Origin of the sequence: Cyanobium sp. WKJ7-Wakatipu (assembly GCF_024345355.1) — a bacterium.
Classification (GTDB): domain Bacteria; phylum Cyanobacteriota; class Cyanobacteriia; order PCC-6307; family Cyanobiaceae; genus Cyanobium_A; species Cyanobium_A usitatum.
Map to the genome: position 1 here is coordinate 15,113 of NZ_JAGQAY010000011.1, position 17,967 is coordinate 33,079.

Annotated in this window: 24 protein-coding genes and 1 pseudogene; 17 read left to right on the plus strand and 8 right to left on the minus strand. The window is 64.8% G+C overall.

What is annotated here, in order from left to right; translation table 11 throughout:
- Positions 1-96 precede the first annotated feature (96 nt).
- The 3 genes from asnB (at position 97) to KBY83_RS08185 (ending at position 4,146) form a co-directional block, all read left to right on the plus strand.
- Entirely contained in the window at positions 97-2,058 is a 1,962-nt protein-coding gene (gene asnB / locus KBY83_RS08175; RefSeq protein WP_255019089.1) for an asparagine synthase (glutamine-hydrolyzing), read from the plus strand.
- Between the two features lie 85 nt (positions 2,059-2,143).
- Positions 2,144-3,115: an EpsG family protein gene (locus KBY83_RS08180; RefSeq protein ID WP_255019090.1), complete on the plus strand. Its 972-nt coding sequence runs from the start codon at positions 2,144-2,146 to the stop codon at positions 3,113-3,115.
- Positions 3,115-4,146, plus strand: a complete 1,032-nt coding sequence (locus tag KBY83_RS08185) for a hypothetical protein (RefSeq protein ID WP_255019091.1) — start codon at positions 3,115-3,117, stop codon at positions 4,144-4,146. The genes KBY83_RS08180 and KBY83_RS08185 overlap by 1 nt, the downstream gene beginning before the upstream one ends.
- Here KBY83_RS08185 and KBY83_RS08190 read toward each other — a convergent pair.
- Positions 4,053-5,153, minus strand: a complete 1,101-nt coding sequence (locus tag KBY83_RS08190; RefSeq protein WP_255019092.1) for a glycosyltransferase — start codon at positions 5,151-5,153, stop codon at positions 4,053-4,055. The genes KBY83_RS08185 and KBY83_RS08190 overlap by 94 nt on opposite strands.
- 55 nt (positions 5,154-5,208) lie before the next feature.
- Here KBY83_RS08190 and KBY83_RS08195 point away from each other — a divergent pair, with 55 nt between their 5' ends.
- From KBY83_RS08195 to KBY83_RS15505, 6 genes and pseudogenes are all read left to right on the plus strand, one after another.
- The gene (locus tag KBY83_RS08195; protein WP_255019093.1) at positions 5,209-5,892 is read left to right on the plus strand and encodes a hypothetical protein; all 684 of its coding nucleotides are present in this window, start codon (positions 5,209-5,211) and stop codon (positions 5,890-5,892) included.
- Positions 5,893-5,939: 47 nt separating this feature from the next.
- Positions 5,940-6,764, plus strand: a complete 825-nt coding sequence (locus KBY83_RS08200) for a lysylphosphatidylglycerol synthase transmembrane domain-containing protein (RefSeq protein ID WP_255019142.1) — start codon at positions 5,940-5,942, stop codon at positions 6,762-6,764.
- Between the two features lie 4 nt (positions 6,765-6,768).
- Complete coding sequence (locus KBY83_RS08205) at positions 6,769-7,953, plus strand: glycosyltransferase family 4 protein (protein ID WP_255019094.1); 1,185 nt, start codon at positions 6,769-6,771, stop codon at positions 7,951-7,953.
- 155 nt (positions 7,954-8,108) lie between these two features.
- Entirely contained in the window at positions 8,109-8,387 is a 279-nt protein-coding gene (locus KBY83_RS08210) for a type II toxin-antitoxin system Phd/YefM family antitoxin (protein WP_255019095.1), read from the plus strand.
- The gene (locus KBY83_RS08215) at positions 8,387-8,653 is read left to right on the plus strand and encodes a type II toxin-antitoxin system VapC family toxin (RefSeq protein ID WP_255019096.1); all 267 of its coding nucleotides are present in this window, start codon (positions 8,387-8,389) and stop codon (positions 8,651-8,653) included. The genes KBY83_RS08210 and KBY83_RS08215 overlap by 1 nt, the downstream gene beginning before the upstream one ends.
- A 201-nt stretch (positions 8,654-8,854) precedes the next feature.
- A pseudogene (locus KBY83_RS15505) lies at positions 8,855-8,980 on the plus strand (AbrB/MazE/SpoVT family DNA-binding domain-containing protein); the annotation flags it as partial.
- 66 nt (positions 8,981-9,046) lie between these two features.
- Here the strand turns inward: KBY83_RS15505 and KBY83_RS08220 are convergent.
- Positions 9,047-9,355 carry a hypothetical protein gene (locus tag KBY83_RS08220; protein WP_255019097.1) on the minus strand — a complete coding sequence of 103 codons (309 nt, stop codon included), beginning with the start codon at positions 9,353-9,355 and terminating at the stop codon, positions 9,047-9,049.
- A gap of 13 nt (positions 9,356-9,368) precedes the next feature.
- Between KBY83_RS08220 and KBY83_RS08225 the strand changes: the two genes are divergently transcribed.
- Complete coding sequence (locus KBY83_RS08225; protein WP_255019098.1) at positions 9,369-9,761, plus strand: type II toxin-antitoxin system VapC family toxin; 393 nt, start codon at positions 9,369-9,371, stop codon at positions 9,759-9,761.
- On the opposite strand, the gene KBY83_RS08230 is transcribed toward KBY83_RS08225, so the two are convergent.
- A complete protein-coding gene (locus tag KBY83_RS08230; RefSeq protein ID WP_255019099.1) occupies positions 9,746-10,180 on the minus strand; it encodes a hypothetical protein in 435 nt (144 codons plus the stop codon). The genes KBY83_RS08225 and KBY83_RS08230 overlap by 16 nt on opposite strands.
- Positions 10,181-10,368: 188 nt before the next feature.
- On the opposite strand from KBY83_RS08230, the gene KBY83_RS08235 reads away from it, so the two are divergent.
- The 5 genes from KBY83_RS08235 to KBY83_RS08250 all read left to right on the plus strand — a co-directional run bounded on the left by KBY83_RS08235 (position 10,369) and on the right by KBY83_RS08250 (position 12,438).
- Positions 10,369-10,614, plus strand: coding sequence for an AbrB/MazE/SpoVT family DNA-binding domain-containing protein (locus KBY83_RS08235; RefSeq protein WP_255019100.1), 246 nt, complete (start codon positions 10,369-10,371; stop codon positions 10,612-10,614).
- Between the two features lie 26 nt (positions 10,615-10,640).
- Positions 10,641-10,826 carry a PIN domain-containing protein gene (locus tag KBY83_RS08240; protein WP_255019101.1) on the plus strand — a complete coding sequence of 62 codons (186 nt, stop codon included), beginning with the start codon at positions 10,641-10,643 and terminating at the stop codon, positions 10,824-10,826.
- 20 nt (positions 10,827-10,846) lie between these two features.
- Complete coding sequence (locus KBY83_RS08245; RefSeq protein WP_261354288.1) at positions 10,847-11,029, plus strand: PIN domain-containing protein; 183 nt, start codon at positions 10,847-10,849, stop codon at positions 11,027-11,029.
- Positions 11,030-11,433: 404 nt separating this feature from the next.
- Complete coding sequence (locus KBY83_RS15510; protein WP_396093700.1) at positions 11,434-11,628, plus strand: nucleotidyltransferase family protein; 195 nt, start codon at positions 11,434-11,436, stop codon at positions 11,626-11,628.
- Between the two features lie 108 nt (positions 11,629-11,736).
- The gene (locus KBY83_RS08250; protein ID WP_255019103.1) at positions 11,737-12,438 is read left to right on the plus strand and encodes a HEPN domain-containing protein; all 702 of its coding nucleotides are present in this window, start codon (positions 11,737-11,739) and stop codon (positions 12,436-12,438) included.
- A gap of 17 nt (positions 12,439-12,455) precedes the next feature.
- On the opposite strand, the gene KBY83_RS08255 is transcribed toward KBY83_RS08250, so the two are convergent.
- The 4 genes from KBY83_RS08255 to KBY83_RS08270 form a co-directional block, all read right to left on the minus strand.
- Positions 12,456-13,010, minus strand: a complete 555-nt coding sequence (locus tag KBY83_RS08255; RefSeq protein WP_255019104.1) for a hypothetical protein — start codon at positions 13,008-13,010, stop codon at positions 12,456-12,458.
- Positions 13,011-13,018: 8 nt separating this feature from the next.
- Positions 13,019-13,165: a hypothetical protein gene (locus KBY83_RS08260; protein ID WP_255019105.1), complete on the minus strand. Its 147-nt coding sequence runs from the start codon at positions 13,163-13,165 to the stop codon at positions 13,019-13,021.
- Between the two features lie 82 nt (positions 13,166-13,247).
- Complete coding sequence (locus tag KBY83_RS08265) at positions 13,248-13,472, minus strand: hypothetical protein (RefSeq protein ID WP_255019106.1); 225 nt, start codon at positions 13,470-13,472, stop codon at positions 13,248-13,250.
- Between the two features lie 4 nt (positions 13,473-13,476).
- On the minus strand, positions 13,477-15,000 hold the full coding sequence (locus KBY83_RS08270; protein WP_255019107.1) for a peptide ligase PGM1-related protein: 1,524 nt from the start codon (positions 14,998-15,000) through the stop codon (positions 13,477-13,479).
- A gap of 60 nt (positions 15,001-15,060) precedes the next feature.
- Between KBY83_RS08270 and KBY83_RS08275 the strand changes: the two genes are divergently transcribed.
- Entirely contained in the window at positions 15,061-15,348 is a 288-nt protein-coding gene (locus tag KBY83_RS08275) for a SemiSWEET family sugar transporter (protein WP_106633055.1), read from the plus strand.
- 90 nt (positions 15,349-15,438) lie between these two features.
- Positions 15,439-15,864, plus strand: coding sequence for a hypothetical protein (locus tag KBY83_RS08280; protein ID WP_255019108.1), 426 nt, complete (start codon positions 15,439-15,441; stop codon positions 15,862-15,864).
- Here KBY83_RS08280 and KBY83_RS08285 read toward each other — a convergent pair.
- A complete protein-coding gene (locus KBY83_RS08285; protein ID WP_255019109.1) occupies positions 15,861-17,930 on the minus strand; it encodes an HDIG domain-containing metalloprotein in 2,070 nt (689 codons plus the stop codon). The two genes, KBY83_RS08280 and KBY83_RS08285, sit on opposite strands and share 4 nt — an antisense overlap.
- Positions 17,931-17,967: the final 37 nt, after the last annotated feature.

Consider the following 17,967-nt stretch of genomic DNA (forward strand, 5'->3'; position numbering starts at 1 on the left):
ATGCTTCCGAACCTGCCTCGCTGGGGCGTCTCGCCTCCGCCGGCCTCGGCGCCTGTTTGAAATACCTTCAACTCAAAGATCAGCAGCAAATATCTGATGTGTGGCATCGCCGGCATAGTTCAATCCCATCCCAGAAGCCCTGATCAGCTGCAATCCATCGCAGCAAGCATGGGTGCGGCGATCGCCTATCGCGGACCTGATGCCGCCGGCGTGTGGCAAGACCCCCAACTTGGCTTTGCCGTAGTTCATCAGCGGCTAGCAATCCTTGATCTCACGCCGGCTGGCGATCAGCCCATGCATAGCGCCTCCGGTCGCTATGTGATCGCCTTCAACGGCGAGATCTACAACCATCAGCAGCTGCGCCGCGATCTCGATGCTGCCGGCTTGGCTCCAACCTGGCGCGGCCATGCCGACACCGAAACCCTGCTGGCCGCCATCGAGGCCTGGGGGCTGGAAGGAGCGCTGCAGCACTGCACCGGCATGTGGGCCCTGGCACTTCTGGATCAGCACCAGCGGGTGCTGCATCTGGCCCGCGATCGCTTTGGTGAAAAGCCCCTGTATTGGGGGTTCAGCGGCAGTGGCACGATCCAGGCTCTGCTGTTTGGCTCTGAACTCGCTGCCCTAAGGGCCTATCCAGGGTTCAATAACGCCATCGATCGCGCGGCCCTGGCCCAGCTGCTGCGTTTTGGCCAGGTGCCCGCACCCCTGTCCATCTATGCCGGCATCGCCAAGCTGCTCGCTGGCCACTGGGTGTCGATTCCCTTGCCCCTGGCACCTGGGGCGTTCTTGCCCCGCAGCCAGCCCTGGTGGCAGCTCAGTTCCGTGATTGAGGCGGGCAGCACCGCTGCCTTTCAGAGCGACGCCGAGGCCCTGGATGCCCTGGAGCAGAGTCTCAGCATGGCCGTGGCCGAGCAAGCGATCGCCGATGTGCCGCTGGGGGCCTTTCTCTCCGGAGGGATCGATTCCTCCCTGATCGCAGCCCTGCTGCAGCGCCAGAGCAGCCAGCCGCTACGCACCTTCACCATCGGCTTCGAAGAAGCCGGCTTCAACGAAGCCCCCTATGCCAGGCCGGTGGCCGAGCACCTGGGCACCAGCCACAGTGAAACCCTGCTCACCAGCGCCGATGCCCGCGCCCTGATCCCCCAGCTGCCCCAGCTCTATAGCGAACCCTTCGCTGATTCCTCCCAGTTGCCCACCCATCTGGTGTGCCGCGCAGCTCGGCAGGCTGGCCTCACGGTGGCCCTCAGCGGCGATGGCGGCGATGAGCTCTTTGGCGGCTACAACCGCTATTCCTGGGGCCCTCGCATTTGGAATCGCCTCGCCTGGCTGCCGGGCCCGCTGCGCCAAGGCCTCGGCCGCGCCATCACCGCCCTGCCCCCGCCGGCCTGGGATGCCATTGGCCAGCCGTTGCCGATTGGCCAGCTGGGCCACAAGGCCCACAAGCTCGCCGCCCGCCTGCGGTACGTGCGCAGCAGCGACGATCTCTATCGCTCGCTGGTGAGTGAGTGGCGTGATCCAGCCCAGCTGCTGCAAGGCGAGCCCCCGGAGCTGCCATCTACGGCCATCGATCAGCCCCTTCCCGCTTGCCTCTCCAGCGATCCCATCGCCCGCATGATGGCCTGGGACTCCCTCAGTTACCTGCCGGACGACATCCTGGTGAAAGTGGATCGTGCCGCCATGGCCGTGGGCCTAGAAACCCGCGCACCCTTCCTCGATCACCGCGTGGCCCAGGTGGCCTGGCGGCTGCCCATGGCCATGAAAATCCGGGGCAACACCAGCAAATGGGCCCTGCGCCAGATCCTCTATAAATACGTGCCGAAGGAGCTGATTGAACGCCCCAAAGCCGGTTTCGCGATCCCGATCGGCCAGTGGCTGCGCGGCCCCCTGCGCCCCTGGGCCTCTGAGCTGCTCCACCCCGATCGCCTCCGTCAGGAGGGCTACCTGCGCCCCGAACCCATCAGCCAGCTTTGGCAGCAACACCTCAGCGGCCGTTACGACCACACCACCAAGCTTTGGACTGTGCTGATGTGGCAGGCCTGGCTCGAGCAATGGGGCTGAAGCGGTGATTCCCTATTTGTTGAGTTGGGCCTTGGTGGCCCTGAACGCCTTGGGAGGGGCTCGAAGGTGGGGGCAATGCACCATCATGGCCCTCTTGGTCTGTCTCACCCTGTTCATCGGCCTGCGCGATCAGGTGGGTGGTGACTGGATGAACTACCTACCTGCCGTTGAAAGGGAAGCAGGGGAACCCTTCGCTGAAATCTTTCAGCAGGATGAAACCGGCTATGTGCTGCTCAACTGGTTTGGCGCCAACTGGGGGGGAGGTGTCTTCCTGGTGAACACCGTTTGTGGGTTGATCTTCACGCTGGGGTTGGTGCAGTTCTGCCGCGCCCAGCCCCGCCCCTGGCTCGCCCTCACCATCGCCTTCCCCTACCTGGTGATCGTGGTGGCCATGGGCTATACCCGCCAATCGGTGGCTATAGGCCTGGAATGCTTGGCATTGCTGGCCCTCGAGCGTGATCGGCTGCTCTGGTTTCTGGGTTGGATTGCCCTGGCAGCCACGTTTCACAAAACCGCCCTGGTGTTACTGCTGCTGTCTGCCTTCACCCTCAATTCCAACCTGCGCTTCGGTCAGGTCCTGCGCCTGGGGTTGGTAGCGGCAGCGGGCTACGGCCTGTTCAGCTCCATGCTGGCAACCAGTGTGGAGTCGTTTCAGTCAGGTTATTTGGACGCGGAATATGAATCCCAGGGTGCCTTGATTCGGGTAGTACTCTGCCTGCTGCCAGCCCTAGCATTCCTACTGGCCCGGCGTCGCTTTGGCTTGACACCCCGGGCGATGCGCATCTGGACGCTGCTCAGCTTCGCTGCCGTCCTCGCCGCCATTGGCCTTGCCACCATTGCCTCGTCCACCGCTGTTGATCGCCTCGCCCTCTACCTGATCCCCTTGCAACTGTTCGTGGGTAGTCGCCTGCCCGATACACGTTTGTTTGGCATTAGTCCGGGCATCTGGAATCAGCTGCTGGTGGGCCTCTCCCTGGCCGTGTTGCTGGTGTGGCTGTTTTTTGCTGCCCACAGTTCTGCCTGGCTGCCCTACCGCAATCTGCTGCTGCCTTTCTGATGGCCATCTGGAAGCGTTGCATCCTGCTCGGCTTGTTGTTGATCTTGGGCCAGCTCCTAGTGACCTGGGCCATTGAGTTGCCTTCAGCCCCAGTATTGGTCCCCGATTCAGGCTTCTACCTCGACGGAGCCAAGCGATTTCCTCTCTTGCTTCCCCAACAGAGGACGTATTTGGGAATGATCCTCTATCTCCGTCTCTGCAGTTTCCTGGGGCCTGCCGCTTGGCTAGCTGTGGTGGGCAACGCTGCTGCTGTTTGGCTGGCGTCGCTGGCGCTCTGGCAGATCGCTGCCCGCTGGGCGGGGCCTAGGGCCGGCTGGATTGCTGCTGGGATCTGGCTCCTGAATCCGCTCACAGCCCAGTGGACACGCTATGTGCTCACGGAACCCTTGTTCTATTCAGCTGTGATCGGGTGGCTCTGGTTGGCGCTGTTTCGCCCTGGCTGGCCCCTGCTGATTTTTTCTGGCATTGCTGGATCGTTGAGGCCCAATGCCTTTACTCTCCTGGCTGCTGCCATCACCTGGATCTTCGCCTTGCGCGTGCGTCCTGGCTCACGGGCGGTTCTGCTGATCGCTCTGGGTTGGACAGGTCTGTTGGCGGCATTGGTGTTGGTGGCTCCGCTGGTCAGTCCTGTGGCCATGAAGGTCCCCCAGTTGATTGCCCAGGGCACCGTGATCCACAGCCATCCGGAGCTTGATGTTTCGATGGCTTCGGGGCCGCTTGCGATCCTGCGGTTGATGGCCCTGCGCATTGCTTGGGAGTTGGGGCAGTGGCGCCCCTGGTATTCCCTGCGTTTCAATCTGTTCATCGTTGTCAGCATGTTCGCTTTTTATGCGGTCTCACTGCGCGGTGCCTGGCTGACCCGAGGCTCCCGTTTGTTCTGGGCTGTTGTGTTGGTGTCACTCCCCTCCATGGCTGTGATTGCGGCCACGTGGGCGATTCACGAAGGGCGTTTCGGCTGGTGGTTTCTCGTGGCCTGGATTCCCTGGGCCGCGATTGGTTGCCAGCAGCAAAACAGGCTTGCGCTTCGATAACGCCGGAAGGTGCTGGCGAAGTCGAACCCAAGGAAGCCAAGGGTTGCGGCCACGCTCCAGCTGAGCAGGGTGGTGGCGGCCGATGAAATCCCTGGGGTTGTGGGCATCCCCATGCTGAACGCTTTGAATGCTGCCAGCCCGGTAAGCCCAGATCCAGCGATTCCCAGCGTGAGCGCAGCCATCAGCAAGAGCCCACCCAGCGACAGTCGGTAGATCAGATGGCTACGGAGTAGCCGCATGACATACCCACGCGACAGGCAATTCAGCAATGGCAAAGCGAGGGCGCGGCCATAAAACGTGCGTCGGCGATCTTCTTGGTAGCAGATCGGTACCCGCAGTTCCAATAAGTCAGCTCCCAGACTCCCAAGATTGAGCAGCAGAGATGTTTCAAATCCATGATCTCTGCGCAATCCACCCATTTCTGTCGCGGCATTGAGCGCCGCCCGTTCGGCCATGAACAATCCACTGGTTCCGTCTTCCAGCAGGTAATAGCCGCTCGCAAGCCCGAGCAGCAGCGTTAACAACTGATTGCCCCAATGGCGGCTCCCTAAGCGTTCTGGTTCCATCCTCCATCCATGGCGATTGCAGCGCGCCGTCTTCACGAAGGAAGCTCCGCTGTGTTGGCCCGCCTTTAGAAATGCTGCGAGGTTCACCTCGGCGAACTGGCCATCGCCATCCAGCTTGCAAATCCAGCGCACCGGTTTGCGCAGCTGCCGGCAACCCTCCAGAAAAGCCCCACCCACCCCAGCTGCTTCTGGAAGCTGCAGGAGATTCTCTGCAGGCAGGTGTTTCCGCAGCAATTCCTGGCAGACAGGCCCCGAGCCGTTATCCACCACCAACCAATCACCCAGGCCTTCGGGCAGGCTCTGAACCACATCCAGGATTGTGTCCTCTTCGTTATGGCATGGGATCACAACCGCCACCGCGCTCAAATCAGTTCCTTCGGTCCATAAGGTTGGCGTTGCCATCTCGTGTCCCTGTCCCGTGAGCTTGCCGGCCAGAGTCATCCTGCTCTCACCCGGTCGCACCGGCTCTCAATCGTTAGTGCGTATCCTCTCCCAGTTGGCGCCTAGCCCACAGGTGAGTGTGGTGCATGAGCATCCCTTTTCACGGGTCTTGATCCCCCTCGCCCATGTCCAGCCTTCTCTGGCCGAATGGTTCGCCGGCGGGTTGGTCCCACTGGCGCTTCCCAAGCCGGGTGGTCAGGAGGTGCGCGTTGATCCTTTGCTCAGCTATTGCGCCCCCGAGCTCCTAGCCTCCCGCTCCGACCACCTGATGCTGCTGACCCGCAGCCCCGTGACGTGGGTTGAATCAATGGCGCGCAAGATTCGGGTTCAGAAGCTTTTTCCCTTAATCCGGGCGTTGCCGATCCTTCGTCCCCCTGCCCCTGCAGCCCTCTACCGGAACCTGAGTGTGCTGTTGTCTAGGGAATCGCCTTATTTGATCAGCCTCCTAGCGGCTTACGTACACCTTCACCGGCGCATGCTTGCTTTGCCCGGCTCTCCACCCTTGCTTCATTATGAAGATCTCTATGCCCATCCCGATGAGCCAGGCTGGTTGCCTGCCTGGTCGCTGCTGTTGAACAGCCTCGGCTGGGCAGCTCCCTTTCCTCAAGAGCGCTTGAGGATGCTGCTGCAACGGCGGTTGAATACTGCGCCTGCCTTGCGTTACCCCCGCATCCGTGAGCCTGAGAAGGTCTTGAGTGTTGTGAGCGCTTTGATCAACAGGCCTGGCCACCTTTGCTGAGCCTGATCACCCATTTGTCATGGGCTTTCTGGATATGGGCTCTGCTTTTGCTCAGTGCGGCTAGTTGCGTACTCATGCTCCGTTGGTGGTTCTTGCTTGGTTGGCTGGTACCACGCCCGCCCTGGCGCCAAGCCTTCTTGATCTATGTGCAGGGTTGGGCTCTGTTGTTCACGCCTGCCCGCAGCGGTGAGGCACTGCGAGCAGTTTGGCTTCAGCAACGTTGTGATGTGCCTCTTGCTGTTGGCTTGGCCGTGTTGCTGGCCGAGCGCATCACCGGCCTGGCCGCTGCTTTGCTCTTGTTGGCACTGGGCTTCAGCGGTCGAACTCCGCTGGGCCTAACGGCGGTAGTGGTAGCGGTGGCCGCCATGCTGGCTCTCTGCACCCACCGCGGCTCGCTGTCTGCACTGGTCCATCGTTTGCCTGCCGCTATTGAAAATGGGGGATGGCGCAACCTTCCCCAACGGCTCATGCGCCAGAGCCTGCTTGCATTGCTGCATTTGGGTCCCTTGCTCCGCCCCTGGCCAATGGCGCTCGGGCTTGGCTTGGCCTTGGTTTCTTGGCTACTGGAGTCTGCCCTGCTCTATGGCATCTGGCAGGTGATTTCTGATCAGCCCCCAGCTCCTATGGCAGCTGTGCTGGTCCGTGTGGTGATGGGGCTCAGTGGCTTTGTGTCACTGTTGCCTGCAGGGTTGGGAGTGACTGATGGCACCGGAGTAGGCCTTTTGCTTCTTTATGGACTGTCTACTCGCCAAGCACTTGTGGCCACAGCGTTACTTCGCCTGCTCTTGATCGGCTTTCCGCTCGTTCTGGGTTGGCTTGCCTATGTTTCGGCTCCTCCCCATCGCTATGCCCGCCGCTCTATGAGGGGTTGAACCAGTGAGCGCCTCTGACGTAAGGGTGCTGCTGGTCGCCAACACCAGCTGGTATCTCTACAACTTCCGCCTGCCCCTACTGCGCGATCTGCGTGCCGCCGGCTATGTCGTTGAGGCCGTTGCCCCCCACGACAGATACACCGCCCTGCTCGAAGCAGAAGGAGTCACTGTGCACCCTTGGATGTTGGCGCGTCGCTCGATCAATCCCCTGCTTGAGCTCAAGTCGGTCGTGGATCTGCTGCGCGTCTACCGCCGCGAGCAGCCGGCCCTGGTGCATCACTTCACGATCAAGGCCTGCCTCTACGGCACCCTGGCGGCGAAAGGCGCCCGTGTGTATCGCGTGGTTAATGCCGTGACCGGCCTGGGCCATGTGTTTCTCGGCCGCCGCAAGCGCACCAGGCTGTTGCGCCGCGCCCTCAAGCCCCTCTACCGCGCCGTGTTCAGCGCCCGCCGCGCCACCGTGGTGTTCCAAAACGCCGACGACCAGGAGCGCCTGATCCAGCTCGGCATCACCGACGGCGACCGGGCCCGTCTCATCCGCGGTTCGGGCGTCGACATCGAGCATTTTCAGCCGACTGCCGATTCCGCCGGGCGTTTCCGCGATCCCCTGCAGCTGCTCTTTCCGTCCCGGTTGATTCGCGAGAAGGGTGTGCAGGATGTGCTTGAAGCCTGCCAGGCCCTCTGGGCCGAAGCTGTGCCGCTGGAGTTGCTCGTGGCCGGTGAGCTCGACGACGGCAACCGCAGTGCCCTCACCCCAGCCGATCTGCAGGCCCTGCGCACCAACCCCCGCATCCGCTGCCTAGGCCATGTCGAAGACATGCGCGCCCTCTATGCCGCCTCTGATGTGGTGGTGCTGCCCTCCTGGCGGGAAGGCCTCTCCCGCGCCCTGATCGAAGCGGCTGCCATGGAGCGGCCGATCATCACCACCGACGTGCCCGGCTGCCGCGATGTGGTGGACCACGGCGATTGCGGTTTGCTCGTGCCCCTCGGCGATGGCCGCGCTATCGAACTCGCCATCCGCCTGCTGCTCGCCAATCCCGACCTGGCCCGCCGCTTTGGGAAGGCGGCCCGCCAGAAGGTGGTGGCGGAGTTCCAGGTGGAGCGCGTCAACCGCAGCACCCTGGACCAATACGCCGCCCTGCTGGCCCAACCCCTGCGCCGCACCGCGGTAGGCCCGGTGGCGCGTTAGCCGCCAGCCAATGGCTGACAGCACATCCAGGCCACGGCCCGTTTCCATCAGACCCGGCACCACATAATGAATGCCGACTTCCGCTGCCTCGGCGACGACGTGGAACTGATCGAGAAACTGGAGCGGCCGTCTATTAGTCCATGTCCGGACTAGCCTTGGCAGGCCTTGCGTTCCCGGTAGTGCGATCGGTCAATGTTCACCAGGCCAAGACTCAGTTTTACCGGCTGATTGATGCCGCCCATGCCGTCGAAACCATTGTGGTGGCCAAGGACGGCAAGCCCTGGGCCCGCCTTGTTCCCCTTGAGCAAGGCGAGCCCAAGCGCCAGCCGGGTGTGCTCAAGGGCCAGCTGCTGCTGCCGGCGCCGGATGATCTGCTGGCGCCTTTGCCGATCGAGGAGCTTGACGCCATCGACGAGGCGGTTTTTCTCATCTGATGGCCTTTCTGCTCGATACCCACGCCCTGCTCTGGTGGTTAGCCGAGCCTGAACGTCTCTCCCCAGCTGTGCATGCAGTGCTGTCGGACCCAGCCCAGCCCGTCTACGTCAGTGCACCCTCCGCCTGGGAAATCGCCACCAAGCACCGCCTCGGGCGCTTGCCAACCGCGGACGTGCTGCTCCAAGCCGGTTGGCCGCTCCTTGAGCAACAAGGTTTTCAGCCGTTGCCAGTGAGCTGGCGCCATGGCGTGCAGGCAGGCCGCTAACCACTGCCGCACCGCGACCCCTTCGACCGTTTGTTGGCTGCCCAGGCGGAGCTGGAGCAGCTGATCCTGCTCACCCTGGATCCCGCCTTGGCTCCGTTCCCCTGCCAAACGCTGTGGTGAGAGCGTGAGTGCATCCTGGCAGGACGAGCCGCGAAGACTATGGATAGGTTTCGGTAGTTCACCGGCTGGGGCTCTCTCCATGTGCAGCACTATCACAGTCGCGGGCAGACCGTGATTCCTGCTGCAATCCGGGATCGCTTTGCGCTGGGTCCCCCCAAGCGATTGGAGTGGACAGTGGAGGCTGATGGCTCTATCCGGGTGTGTCCCACTGACCAATCGCCGGTGCAGGCCTTTCGTGCCATGGGCCAGCGGGGTGGCCCCTGCCAGTGCTTGCTAGGTGACAGCGAGGCCGATCGTGCTTCCGGCTCGGCTGACCGGATTTTCAGGGGCCATGGCGCCGGCAATGGAGGACTGCCTTGCCCTGGTGGGGTGCATCGGACCGGCTTGGCTGCAACAACGCTGACGGTCACCTGCAAAGGTCAAGTGACCTTGCGCAAGGATTTTCTGGCTCATTTGGGCATCAAGCCTGGTCAGCGCCTGGACGTGCAGGTGCTCCCGGGTGGGCGGCTCCAGCTCCACGCTGAGCAGGCCACCGGCTCCATTCACGACTGCCTTGGTCTGCTGGCAGGTCGGACCCGCCATCACGCCACGCTTGATGAGCTCAACCAGGCCGCCGCCGCCAGTTGGGCTGGATCGATGGCGGCGGCTGGTGCGCGCCCTGGTTCAGGACGAGCCGGTGCAGGCCGAGATCGCCAGTGCCCTGTTGTCGCGAGCGGAGCAGGTGGCGATTCGCCTGCCGGTGTTCTGTGAGCTGGTGTGGGTTTTGCGGAGGGTCTATGGCTTCACCGCGGCCGACTGCACCACGGTGATCGAAGCCCTGATCGCTAGTCGCACGGTCATGGCTGATCGCCCGGCGGTCGGTGCAGGTCTTCAGCTGCTGGCCTCAGCGGGCGATTTCGCTGATGGTGTGATCGCCTTTGGCGGCCGGCAGCTGGGTAGTGAACGCTTCGCCACCTTCGACCGCGCTGCCGCTCAGCTCGGGTCGTAGATCCGCTTGCCGTCGCTGCGCTTGCTGCGGTAGCGCCGTGCTTCCCGCCGGGTGTATTCGCTCACCGTGGGGTTGGCCACCACAGGATCCACATGGGCCACTTGCTCCCACAGGTCCCGCGGCGCCCAGCGCACCGTGTGCTCCACTCGGTCGTGTTTGGTCACATGGCACCAGCGGCTGGTGCTGCAGGCCGGGCAGAACAGCTCCTCTAGCCACTCGTTGCTCAGCACCAGCACCGGATAGGCCTGGATCACCAGCTTGGCCTTTTTGTCGGCCATGCCGCGGGCCTTCAGTTGCTCGGGCGTGAGCAGGTGCAGGAAGTACTTCTTGCCATTGCCCTCAATGCGCTGCTCCGGATGGGCCGGGCAGCACAGCTGGCGGCGTTGGGGCCGGCGGGAGCGGCGGGGAGTCTCACCCAAAGTGGCAAATGTTGATGGTATCAACGTAGCGCTGCTGCGTCATTGCGCTTTTTTGACCCTTTTGATGCGTTTATGGGCATAAAGCGGTGCTTTGGCGTCCGGGCTTTGGCGCCGCCGCCAGCAGCTACGGCCCATCCTGTGAATGATTCCGGCTAAAGTTCGGTAATTCACGCGGTTCGTTCTCGGTCATGCGCAGCACGATCACCGCCCGTGGGCAAACCGTGATCCCTGCTCCGATTCGGGCGCGCTTCTGCCTCGGTTCATCCCAGCGGCTGGAATGGATCGTTGAAGCTGATGGCTCCATCCGGGTTGTGCCGGTGGATCTATCGCCGGTCAAAGCCTTTCGCGGCATGGGCCGACGTGGTGGCTCCAGCCAGAGCTTGCTTGCTGATCGCGAAGCCGAGCGGCAGGCCGAGCGGGCGTCTGGCCACTGATTTCCTGCAAAACGAATTGGTGCCAGATGGGATCGTTACTCCTGCTCGACACATCGGCGCTGCTCACCCTGCGCGACGACAAACCTGGTGCCGGACGGGTTGAAGAAGCGCTTGAGCAGCCAGGGCGCTGCTACGCCTGCTTTCTCAGCCGGATGGAGGTGCTCTACCGCGTCTGGAAAGACGAAGACGAGCGCTCCGGCCGCTTGGCCTAAGAGCACTCAAGGCCCTGCCGCTGCACTGGGTGGAGGCCTCAGAGCCCCTGCTCGAGCAAGCCGCCATCATCAAGGCACTCCATTCCCTCTCGTTGGCCGATGCCTGTATCGCGGCGGCCGCGCAGCAGGTGGGTGCCATCCTGCTGCACAAGGATCCTGAGTTTCGGGCCATCGCCGATCTGCCGCAGGAATGGCACGGTTGATCGCCAGAGGAGCGGCGCGCTCCCCGTGGCAGCGGGTGGGGATGCGGACACGCCTCAAGCTCCGGAATCTGTACAGCCTGTACAGAATTCAGACAGGTGAAAACAGACATCACGTTGGAGCAAGTGCCGTGAGGAACCGCTTTCAGCAGAACCTCCATGGCTTTCTCCCCCGCGGAGACTCCCCTTTGGGCAGCCTTATCCTGGAAAGGGAGGCCATGGAAGCCACCAATCCCCTGGTGATGTGAGCTGAAGGCAGAAGACATCCGCTGGCAGCAGCGCTTCAGCGCTACCGCCGATGCCATTGCCGAGCAAATCATCAATAGCTACCTGCCCTGCTTCCAACAATTACGCCAACGCTTAAAGCAGCGCATCGCAGAGGAACAGCCTTGACGATCACTGATTCGTTGGAAGAGCACACCCGAAGCACATCCATTCCTGGGATTCCAGATCACCGGGCTCAGCAGCTTCTCTGTCTTTTAAGCGCCCAGCCTGAAGCGCAATCTCTTTGGCTGTTTGGGTCGCGCGCCATGGGGACGTATCAGCCAGGTTCGGATATCGATCTCTGCCTGGACTTGATGCCGACGTCCGGGAGCATGTGAAACGGATGGGTCGTAGACCCGCTTGCCGTCGCTGCGCTTGCTGGTGTGGCGCCGCCTTGGCGCGCGCTCAGAATGCACCCATCAACGGCTCGCGATGAACAGCACCCGATGAACCGCTCGGCCGACTGGTTGCATCAAGCCAAGGCCGACCTCGCCCAGGCCCAGCTCAGTGCCGATGCAGGCCACCACGAGTGGGCCTGTTTCGCCTGTCACCAGGCGGCGGAGAAGGCTCTCAATGCCTTGCATCTGCACCACGGCCAGCAGAGCTGGGGCCATGGCCTGGGACGCTCGCTGCGCGACTTGCCGCCCCCTGTGGCTGCCGCGGTGTCCGATCTGGAGGATCGCCTAGGGTGCTCGATGCCCTTTACATCCCCACCCGCTACCCCGATAGCCTTCCAGAAGGTGCTCCCACCGATCACTTTGGCCGCCTGCAAAGCCAGGACGCCCTCAGCCATGCCCGTGCGCTCGTTGACGCAATCTGTGCTGCGCTGGCCTCGGCCTGAGCAGGTTCTTGCGGAGGCTCGGGTCTGGGCAGATGAGCAACGCCGCCTGCGGCCCAGCCTGAGGCGTGTGGGCGTGTTCGGCAGCTACGGCCTTGGCAACGCGTCGGTGGGTAGTGATCTGGATCTGCTGCTGATCGATGAGGCCGCCGATGGTCCCCAGCACCAGCGCCTTCACTCCTGGCCGCTGGAGCGCCTGCCGCTTAGCTGTGATGCCCTGGTGCTCACCCCTGCCGAACTCGCGCAGCTGCTTCGCGGTTCAAGTCGCATGGCCCTGGAGCTCCAGACCGACCTGGTTTGGCTCGACTGACGGTGTAGCTGCAGGGTTCAGTTGGCGGCGCCCTGGGTCACGGCCATCAGCGCCGGCCCATCGCAGCGGCTCCAGGCGCTCTGGGCTTCGGGGCTGGCGGCCACGCCGAGTTTGGCGAGGGCGGCCCGGGCTGCGTTCTGGCGGGCCGTGAGCTGCTGGCGCTCGGCCGCCTGCTGGGCTTGCCAGCGCTGCCGCGCCGCCCCATCGGCCTCCCTCCAGCGCGCTAGGGCCTGTTGGTAGCGCTCCTGCTCCAGCTCCTGGTCGTCGCGGGTGAAGCGCGCCAGCACTGCCGGGTCGGGCGCCGCCGGCTGGGGCAGGGGCGCATAGCTCTGTTGGTTTAGCCGGCTGAGCGCGGCGCTGCTGCTGCTCAAGGCGCGCACCTGCTCACTCATCGCCCCTTGCTGGCGCCGGCAGCGGCTCACCAGGGCGCCCTGTTGCCGTTGCCGTTCCACCGCCGCCGCCCGCTGGCGCTCCGCTTCAGCCCGGCGCTCCCGTTCGGCGCCGTTGCAGCCCACCAGCAGCAGCCCCAGCAGGGTTGCCGCCACCAGGCCCGCTCCAGTTCGCTGGCCCATGGCTGGTCTCAGGCGGCCCGCCGGTAGGCCGCCAGCTCCAGATCGGCCCAGCCGTCAAGCTGGGGGTTGGTGCTTTGGATCGCCTGGTACAGCTCCTGCCGCGTGCTGGGCAGTTCTTTGAGGCGAAAGATGGAGAGGAGCTCCGTCCGCTGCATGACTGCTCTGGAACTACCTCCAACCAACCGGATCGCATCGCCTCTGTCAAGATGGGTCTTTCAGGCTACCTAGCCCAGACATTCAGCCCAGGCTGCAGCAGGGCTGGCGGCAGAGTTGGTTGGCCACCAGCTGGCGCAGGGCCAGCTGGAAGGTGAAGCCAGAGAGGCCTGGTAGTGCAAAACCCTTGGCGGCGATGCGCCGTGCGCTCCAGGATTCCGTACAGCTTGTACAGAATCCTGGACAGTTCTGCACCGCCTTTCCTCCCCGTCGCTCCCCGAGGATCTGCAACGCCAGCAGCTGCTCCAAGGCGTCAGCTAGGGCCCTCGTGCCCGAGCCGCCCGGCTCCCAGTAGCAGCTCCGCTTCCGTGGCGGCGTACACCGCTTCTGCTTCCGCGGCGCTGCGGCCGATGCAGGTCATGCCGAGCTTGCCGTATTGCGACAGGCAGCCCAGCAGGTGAAACACGCTGCCGCGCATCTGGGCCTGGTCGAAGTGCAGGCCCGCCTCAGCCACGATGTCGATCAGATCCACCGGCAGCAGCCCGCGCAGGTGCGGCGCCGTGAGGTTGTCCGTTGCCTTGTAGTGCAGGGAAGGGCCGCTGGGGGCGTGATACAGCCCGCTGGCTGGATCGAGGCTGCCGCTGGTGATGGCGCTTAGCGCCATGTAGGGGTGGGTGGTGCCCCCCTGGCGCAGGTTCACCTCGATCGCCTGCAGATCCCAGCGATCGCCAAAGCGCCGGGCGATGAAATCCACCGCGTAGCGCTCCAGCGCCCCCTCTGCCGCTAGCGCCTCCCCCACCGCCTGGCCGTGGCGCATCAGCTCGGCCCGGTAGGGCTCGGCCGCCGGGAAGCTGCAGCCCAGGTAGGTCTGGCCGCTGGCGCCGCCCAGCACCTGCTCATGGCTAGAGAGCACCTCCACCTGGCCTGGCTGGCCGGCTGGGCCAGGATAAATCGTGCCCTGCACGCTTGGTGAGCTGAGCTCCTCCCCTCCCTCCAGCCAAGCCTCCACCAGCGCCCCCTGCTCCGCTAGCTGCTCCTTCCAACTGGCTGCAGGCATCGGCAGCACTTCAAGGGCCTGCCGCAACCGCCGCCGCCGCTCAGCGCCGCTGAGCCCGGCCAGCTGTAGGGGTTCGAGCGGCAGCGGGGCATTGCCCTCGCCGCTGAAGCCCTCATTGAGCTTCACCACGCACTTGCGCAGCTCGGGGTGGGCTTCCCACAGCTCGGCGGTGGCTTCGCACAGGTCGTCGAGGTTGTGGGTGAGGGCCGAGCCGGGCGGGTGGGGCACGCCGCAGCGGGCGAACAGCTCGCGGCTGCCGGCCTTGCTGCCCCAGTAGCCCAGGGCTGGATCGGTGCCGAGCAGCGGCACCTGCAGCCGCTCCGAGAGCTGGCGTTCCAGGTCGCTCACCACAAAGCAGTTGATGAAGCTGCGCCCCGGCCGCAGCAGCTCGGCGATGCGCCCCAGCAGGGCCGGCCGCTCCAGCAGCTTGGCGGTGAGGGGCCGGTTGGAGGCGTCGTCGGTGTCGACTAGGTGCAGCCGCCGCCGCGCGTGGGAGGTGGGCACCCCCGGCAGCAGCTCCAGCACCGCATCCACCACCAGCTCCCCCAGCGGTTTGCTGGTGGCGTACACCATGCGCACCCCCGGATCTCGCAGCCGGATCAGCGAAAACAGCTGGCGCTCCTCGTAGTGGTGGGCGCCGGTCACCAGGTCGATCTGGTTCTGGTCCATCGACAGCGACGGCACCATCAGCACGTCCACATCCGGCCCCTGGGCTGCGGTGCTCTGGCCCCAATGCGGCTGCAGTTGGGCCTGGAGCTCGCGGAAGCTGAGCAATGTCATGGGAGTGGGGGCAGGATCGAGTGCCAGCTCCCATGCTGGCGGCACGCTCGCCCAACCCCCATGGCAGTTCCTTTGGTTAGTCCCGCTGTGCGCGGCCTTGGATACCTGGCAGCGTTGCTCACCACCTTGAGCTTCTTCCCCCAGGCCCTAAAGACCCTGCGCAGTGGCGACACCAGCGCCATCTCCCTGCGCATGTACGGCCTTTTTACTGCCGGAATTGCCCTGTGGGCCATCTACGGGTTTTACACAGGCGATGGCCCCTTGATCGTGGCCAACCTGGTCACCCTGGTGCCCGCGGGGATCGTGCTGGAGCGCAAGCTGCAGTCCCTGCGCGCCCCGCGCCGATGAGGGGCCGGATTCTCCCTGCCCTGGACTCGCTGCTGCACGGCCTGATCAGTCTTGGCCTCGGTGCGCTGCTGGCCGCCTTCATCCTGGTGGGTGCCAGCCAGCAGGGGGGGGCAGGGCAACTCCCAGCTCGCTTCCGACAGCCTGCGCATGCTCTGGTCGCCGGCGATATTCGCCGGGGTGGGTGTCCTGCTGATTGCCAATGGGCTGCTGCGCGGCCTGTGGCTGCTGGTGAGGAGGCCAAGCAGGCCGTTGCTGCGGAGGCACTTGCTGCGCAGGCCGGTTTCGCCGGCTGCTCCCGCTGCAGCGGCTCCGGAACGCCCGGCCGATGCCTACGAGCGGGCCTGCGCCGAGCTTGGAGTCGAGCCAGGTAGTGCCTGGGCCGTGGTGCGCTCGACCTGGCGCCGCAACCTGCCCAAGTGGCATCCGGATCAGGGCGGCGCGGTAGATGTCTGGCGGCGCAAGTTGGCGGCCTACACCCTGCTCGAGGCCTGGCAGCAATTTGAGGAGCCGTCCTAGGCGCTGTAGCCCTTTCTGGCTGGGATCGGGTAGGCGATCCGCCGGTGGCGCATCCGCCGCCACACCCGCACGAAGGCCCGGATCAGTAGTTCCAGTTCGGCCCGACTGATGCCGCTTTCGGCTAGCTGGTTGTCGTCCTGGCGGGTTTCGATGATGCGGCGCACCATCTGGCGAGCCTCGCTTTCGCTAGTGCCGGGCGGCAGGGAGCGCAGGGCTGCTTCGCAGCCATCGGCCAGCATCAAGATCGCCGTCTCCCGGCTGCGGGGCGTGGGCCCCCGATAGCGGAAGCGCTCCTCGGCAACGCCCGGATCCCGTTCGCGGGCATGGTGCAGGAAGTAGCCCATCTTCAAGGTGCCCTGGTGCTCTGGGATGAAGTCGGCCAGGGGGCGCGGCAGCCGGTAGCGGCGGGCCAGCTTCAACCCCTCATCCACATGCGCCTGCAGGATGGCGGCGCTGGCGAAGGGGTCGTCAAGGCTGTCGTGGGGGTTGGCGCCCTCGCCCTGGTTCTCGATAAACCATTGGGGGCCGTGCAGCTTGCCCACGTCGTGATAGAGCGCCCCCGTGCGCACCAGATCGATATCGGCCTGGATGGCCCGCGCCCCCTCCTCCGCTAGGCCCGCGATCATCAAGGTGTGCTCGAAGGTGCCGGGTGCTTCCACCGAGAGCCGCCGCAGCAGGGGCCTTTGCAGGTCGGCCAGCTCCATCAACCGCGCCCGCGTCACCAAGCCAAAGAAGGTTTCAACCAGGGGCGCCAGCAGCAGGCCCGCCATCAGCAGCCCGCCCAGCAGCAGGGCTTCGCTTACGAGGTCCACCCGGGCCACCGCTCCCGGCCCCTGCAGCCCCCATTGCAGTAGGAGCCACTGCAGCAGCAGCCCCGCGCCGGGCAGCAGCACCGCCAGTTGCAGTAGTTCGGCCCGGCTGCGCTGTCGTCCGGCCGCCAGGGCCGCCACGCTGCCCACCGCTGCCGCCACCAGCAGCCTCACTGCCATCAGGGCCGTGATCGGCATCGGCCACAGGAAGCTGGCTGCCGCCAGCCAGGCCAAGCCGCAGGGGGTGCCCAGGCCTTGGGCTAGCAGCAGCGCCGGGGGCACCAGCAGCACCAGCGGACTCGCCAGCGGCCCCAGCCACAGCGCAAAACCCTGCACCACCAGCAGGGCCCCCAGGGCCAGCAGCGCGTGCCGCGGTTCCAGGCAGGCCCGCCAGCGGCGCAGCACCAGCACCAGCACGCCAGCCATGGCCAGCGCCTCTAGGAAGTGACCAAGCCAGGCCAGGGGCCGCGGCCGCCGGTTCACCAGGCCGAAGTAATCGAGAACGTCAAAGGCCTGGGGGCTGATCGTGTCGCCCTGACGGGTAATCAGATCTCCCTGCTGCACCTTGATCGTGGGGATCCCCTGCTGGGTGATCAACGCCTCGATGCGTCGCTGGCTCAGGCCTGGATCACTGCGCAGGTTGGAGTGGCCCTGCAGGGAGCTAGCCAAAAGCCGTGCCCCCAGCCCCCGCGGTAGCGGTGCCAAGGGCTCGAGCTGCAGGGTGGCCGCCTGCAGCAGCTGGCCTTCTGCCACCCCAGCGGCCAGTCCCTGGCTGAGCATGCGCAGCTGGGCTTGGCGCACCTCCCGGCCCCAGGCCGTGAGCTGGGTGCCCCCTGCCCCCCGCAGCCAATTGCGCTCCTCGGTGGTGATTGCCACCGGTTCGATGCGCTGCTGGTTTGATTTGGCCTGCTGCTCTACCGCCTGTAGATCCTGCTCCAATTTCTGACGCAGCTGCCCGTTGGCCTGCTCATCCACCACCTGCACCGTGCTGCGAGGAACCAACTCCTGGCGCCGCTCCTCCAGGGCGTTGCTATCCACCACCATTGCCGCCTGCGGCGCCTTAGCAGTGAAGGGCGCCTCCATGCCGGGTCGCAGGTTTGGCTCCACCAACCAGGGCCAACTCGATACCAGTGCCACCAGGGCGCACACCAGCAGCACTGACGCTGTATCGCGATTGCGCCAAACCCCCGGCGAATGCCGCGGGCGCTCCAGCCGCAATAGCTGCCGCCACAGGGTTCGCAACCGCCTTAACACCATTCCAAAACGCTAGCGGGCCCTAAGCCGGGCGGGACTG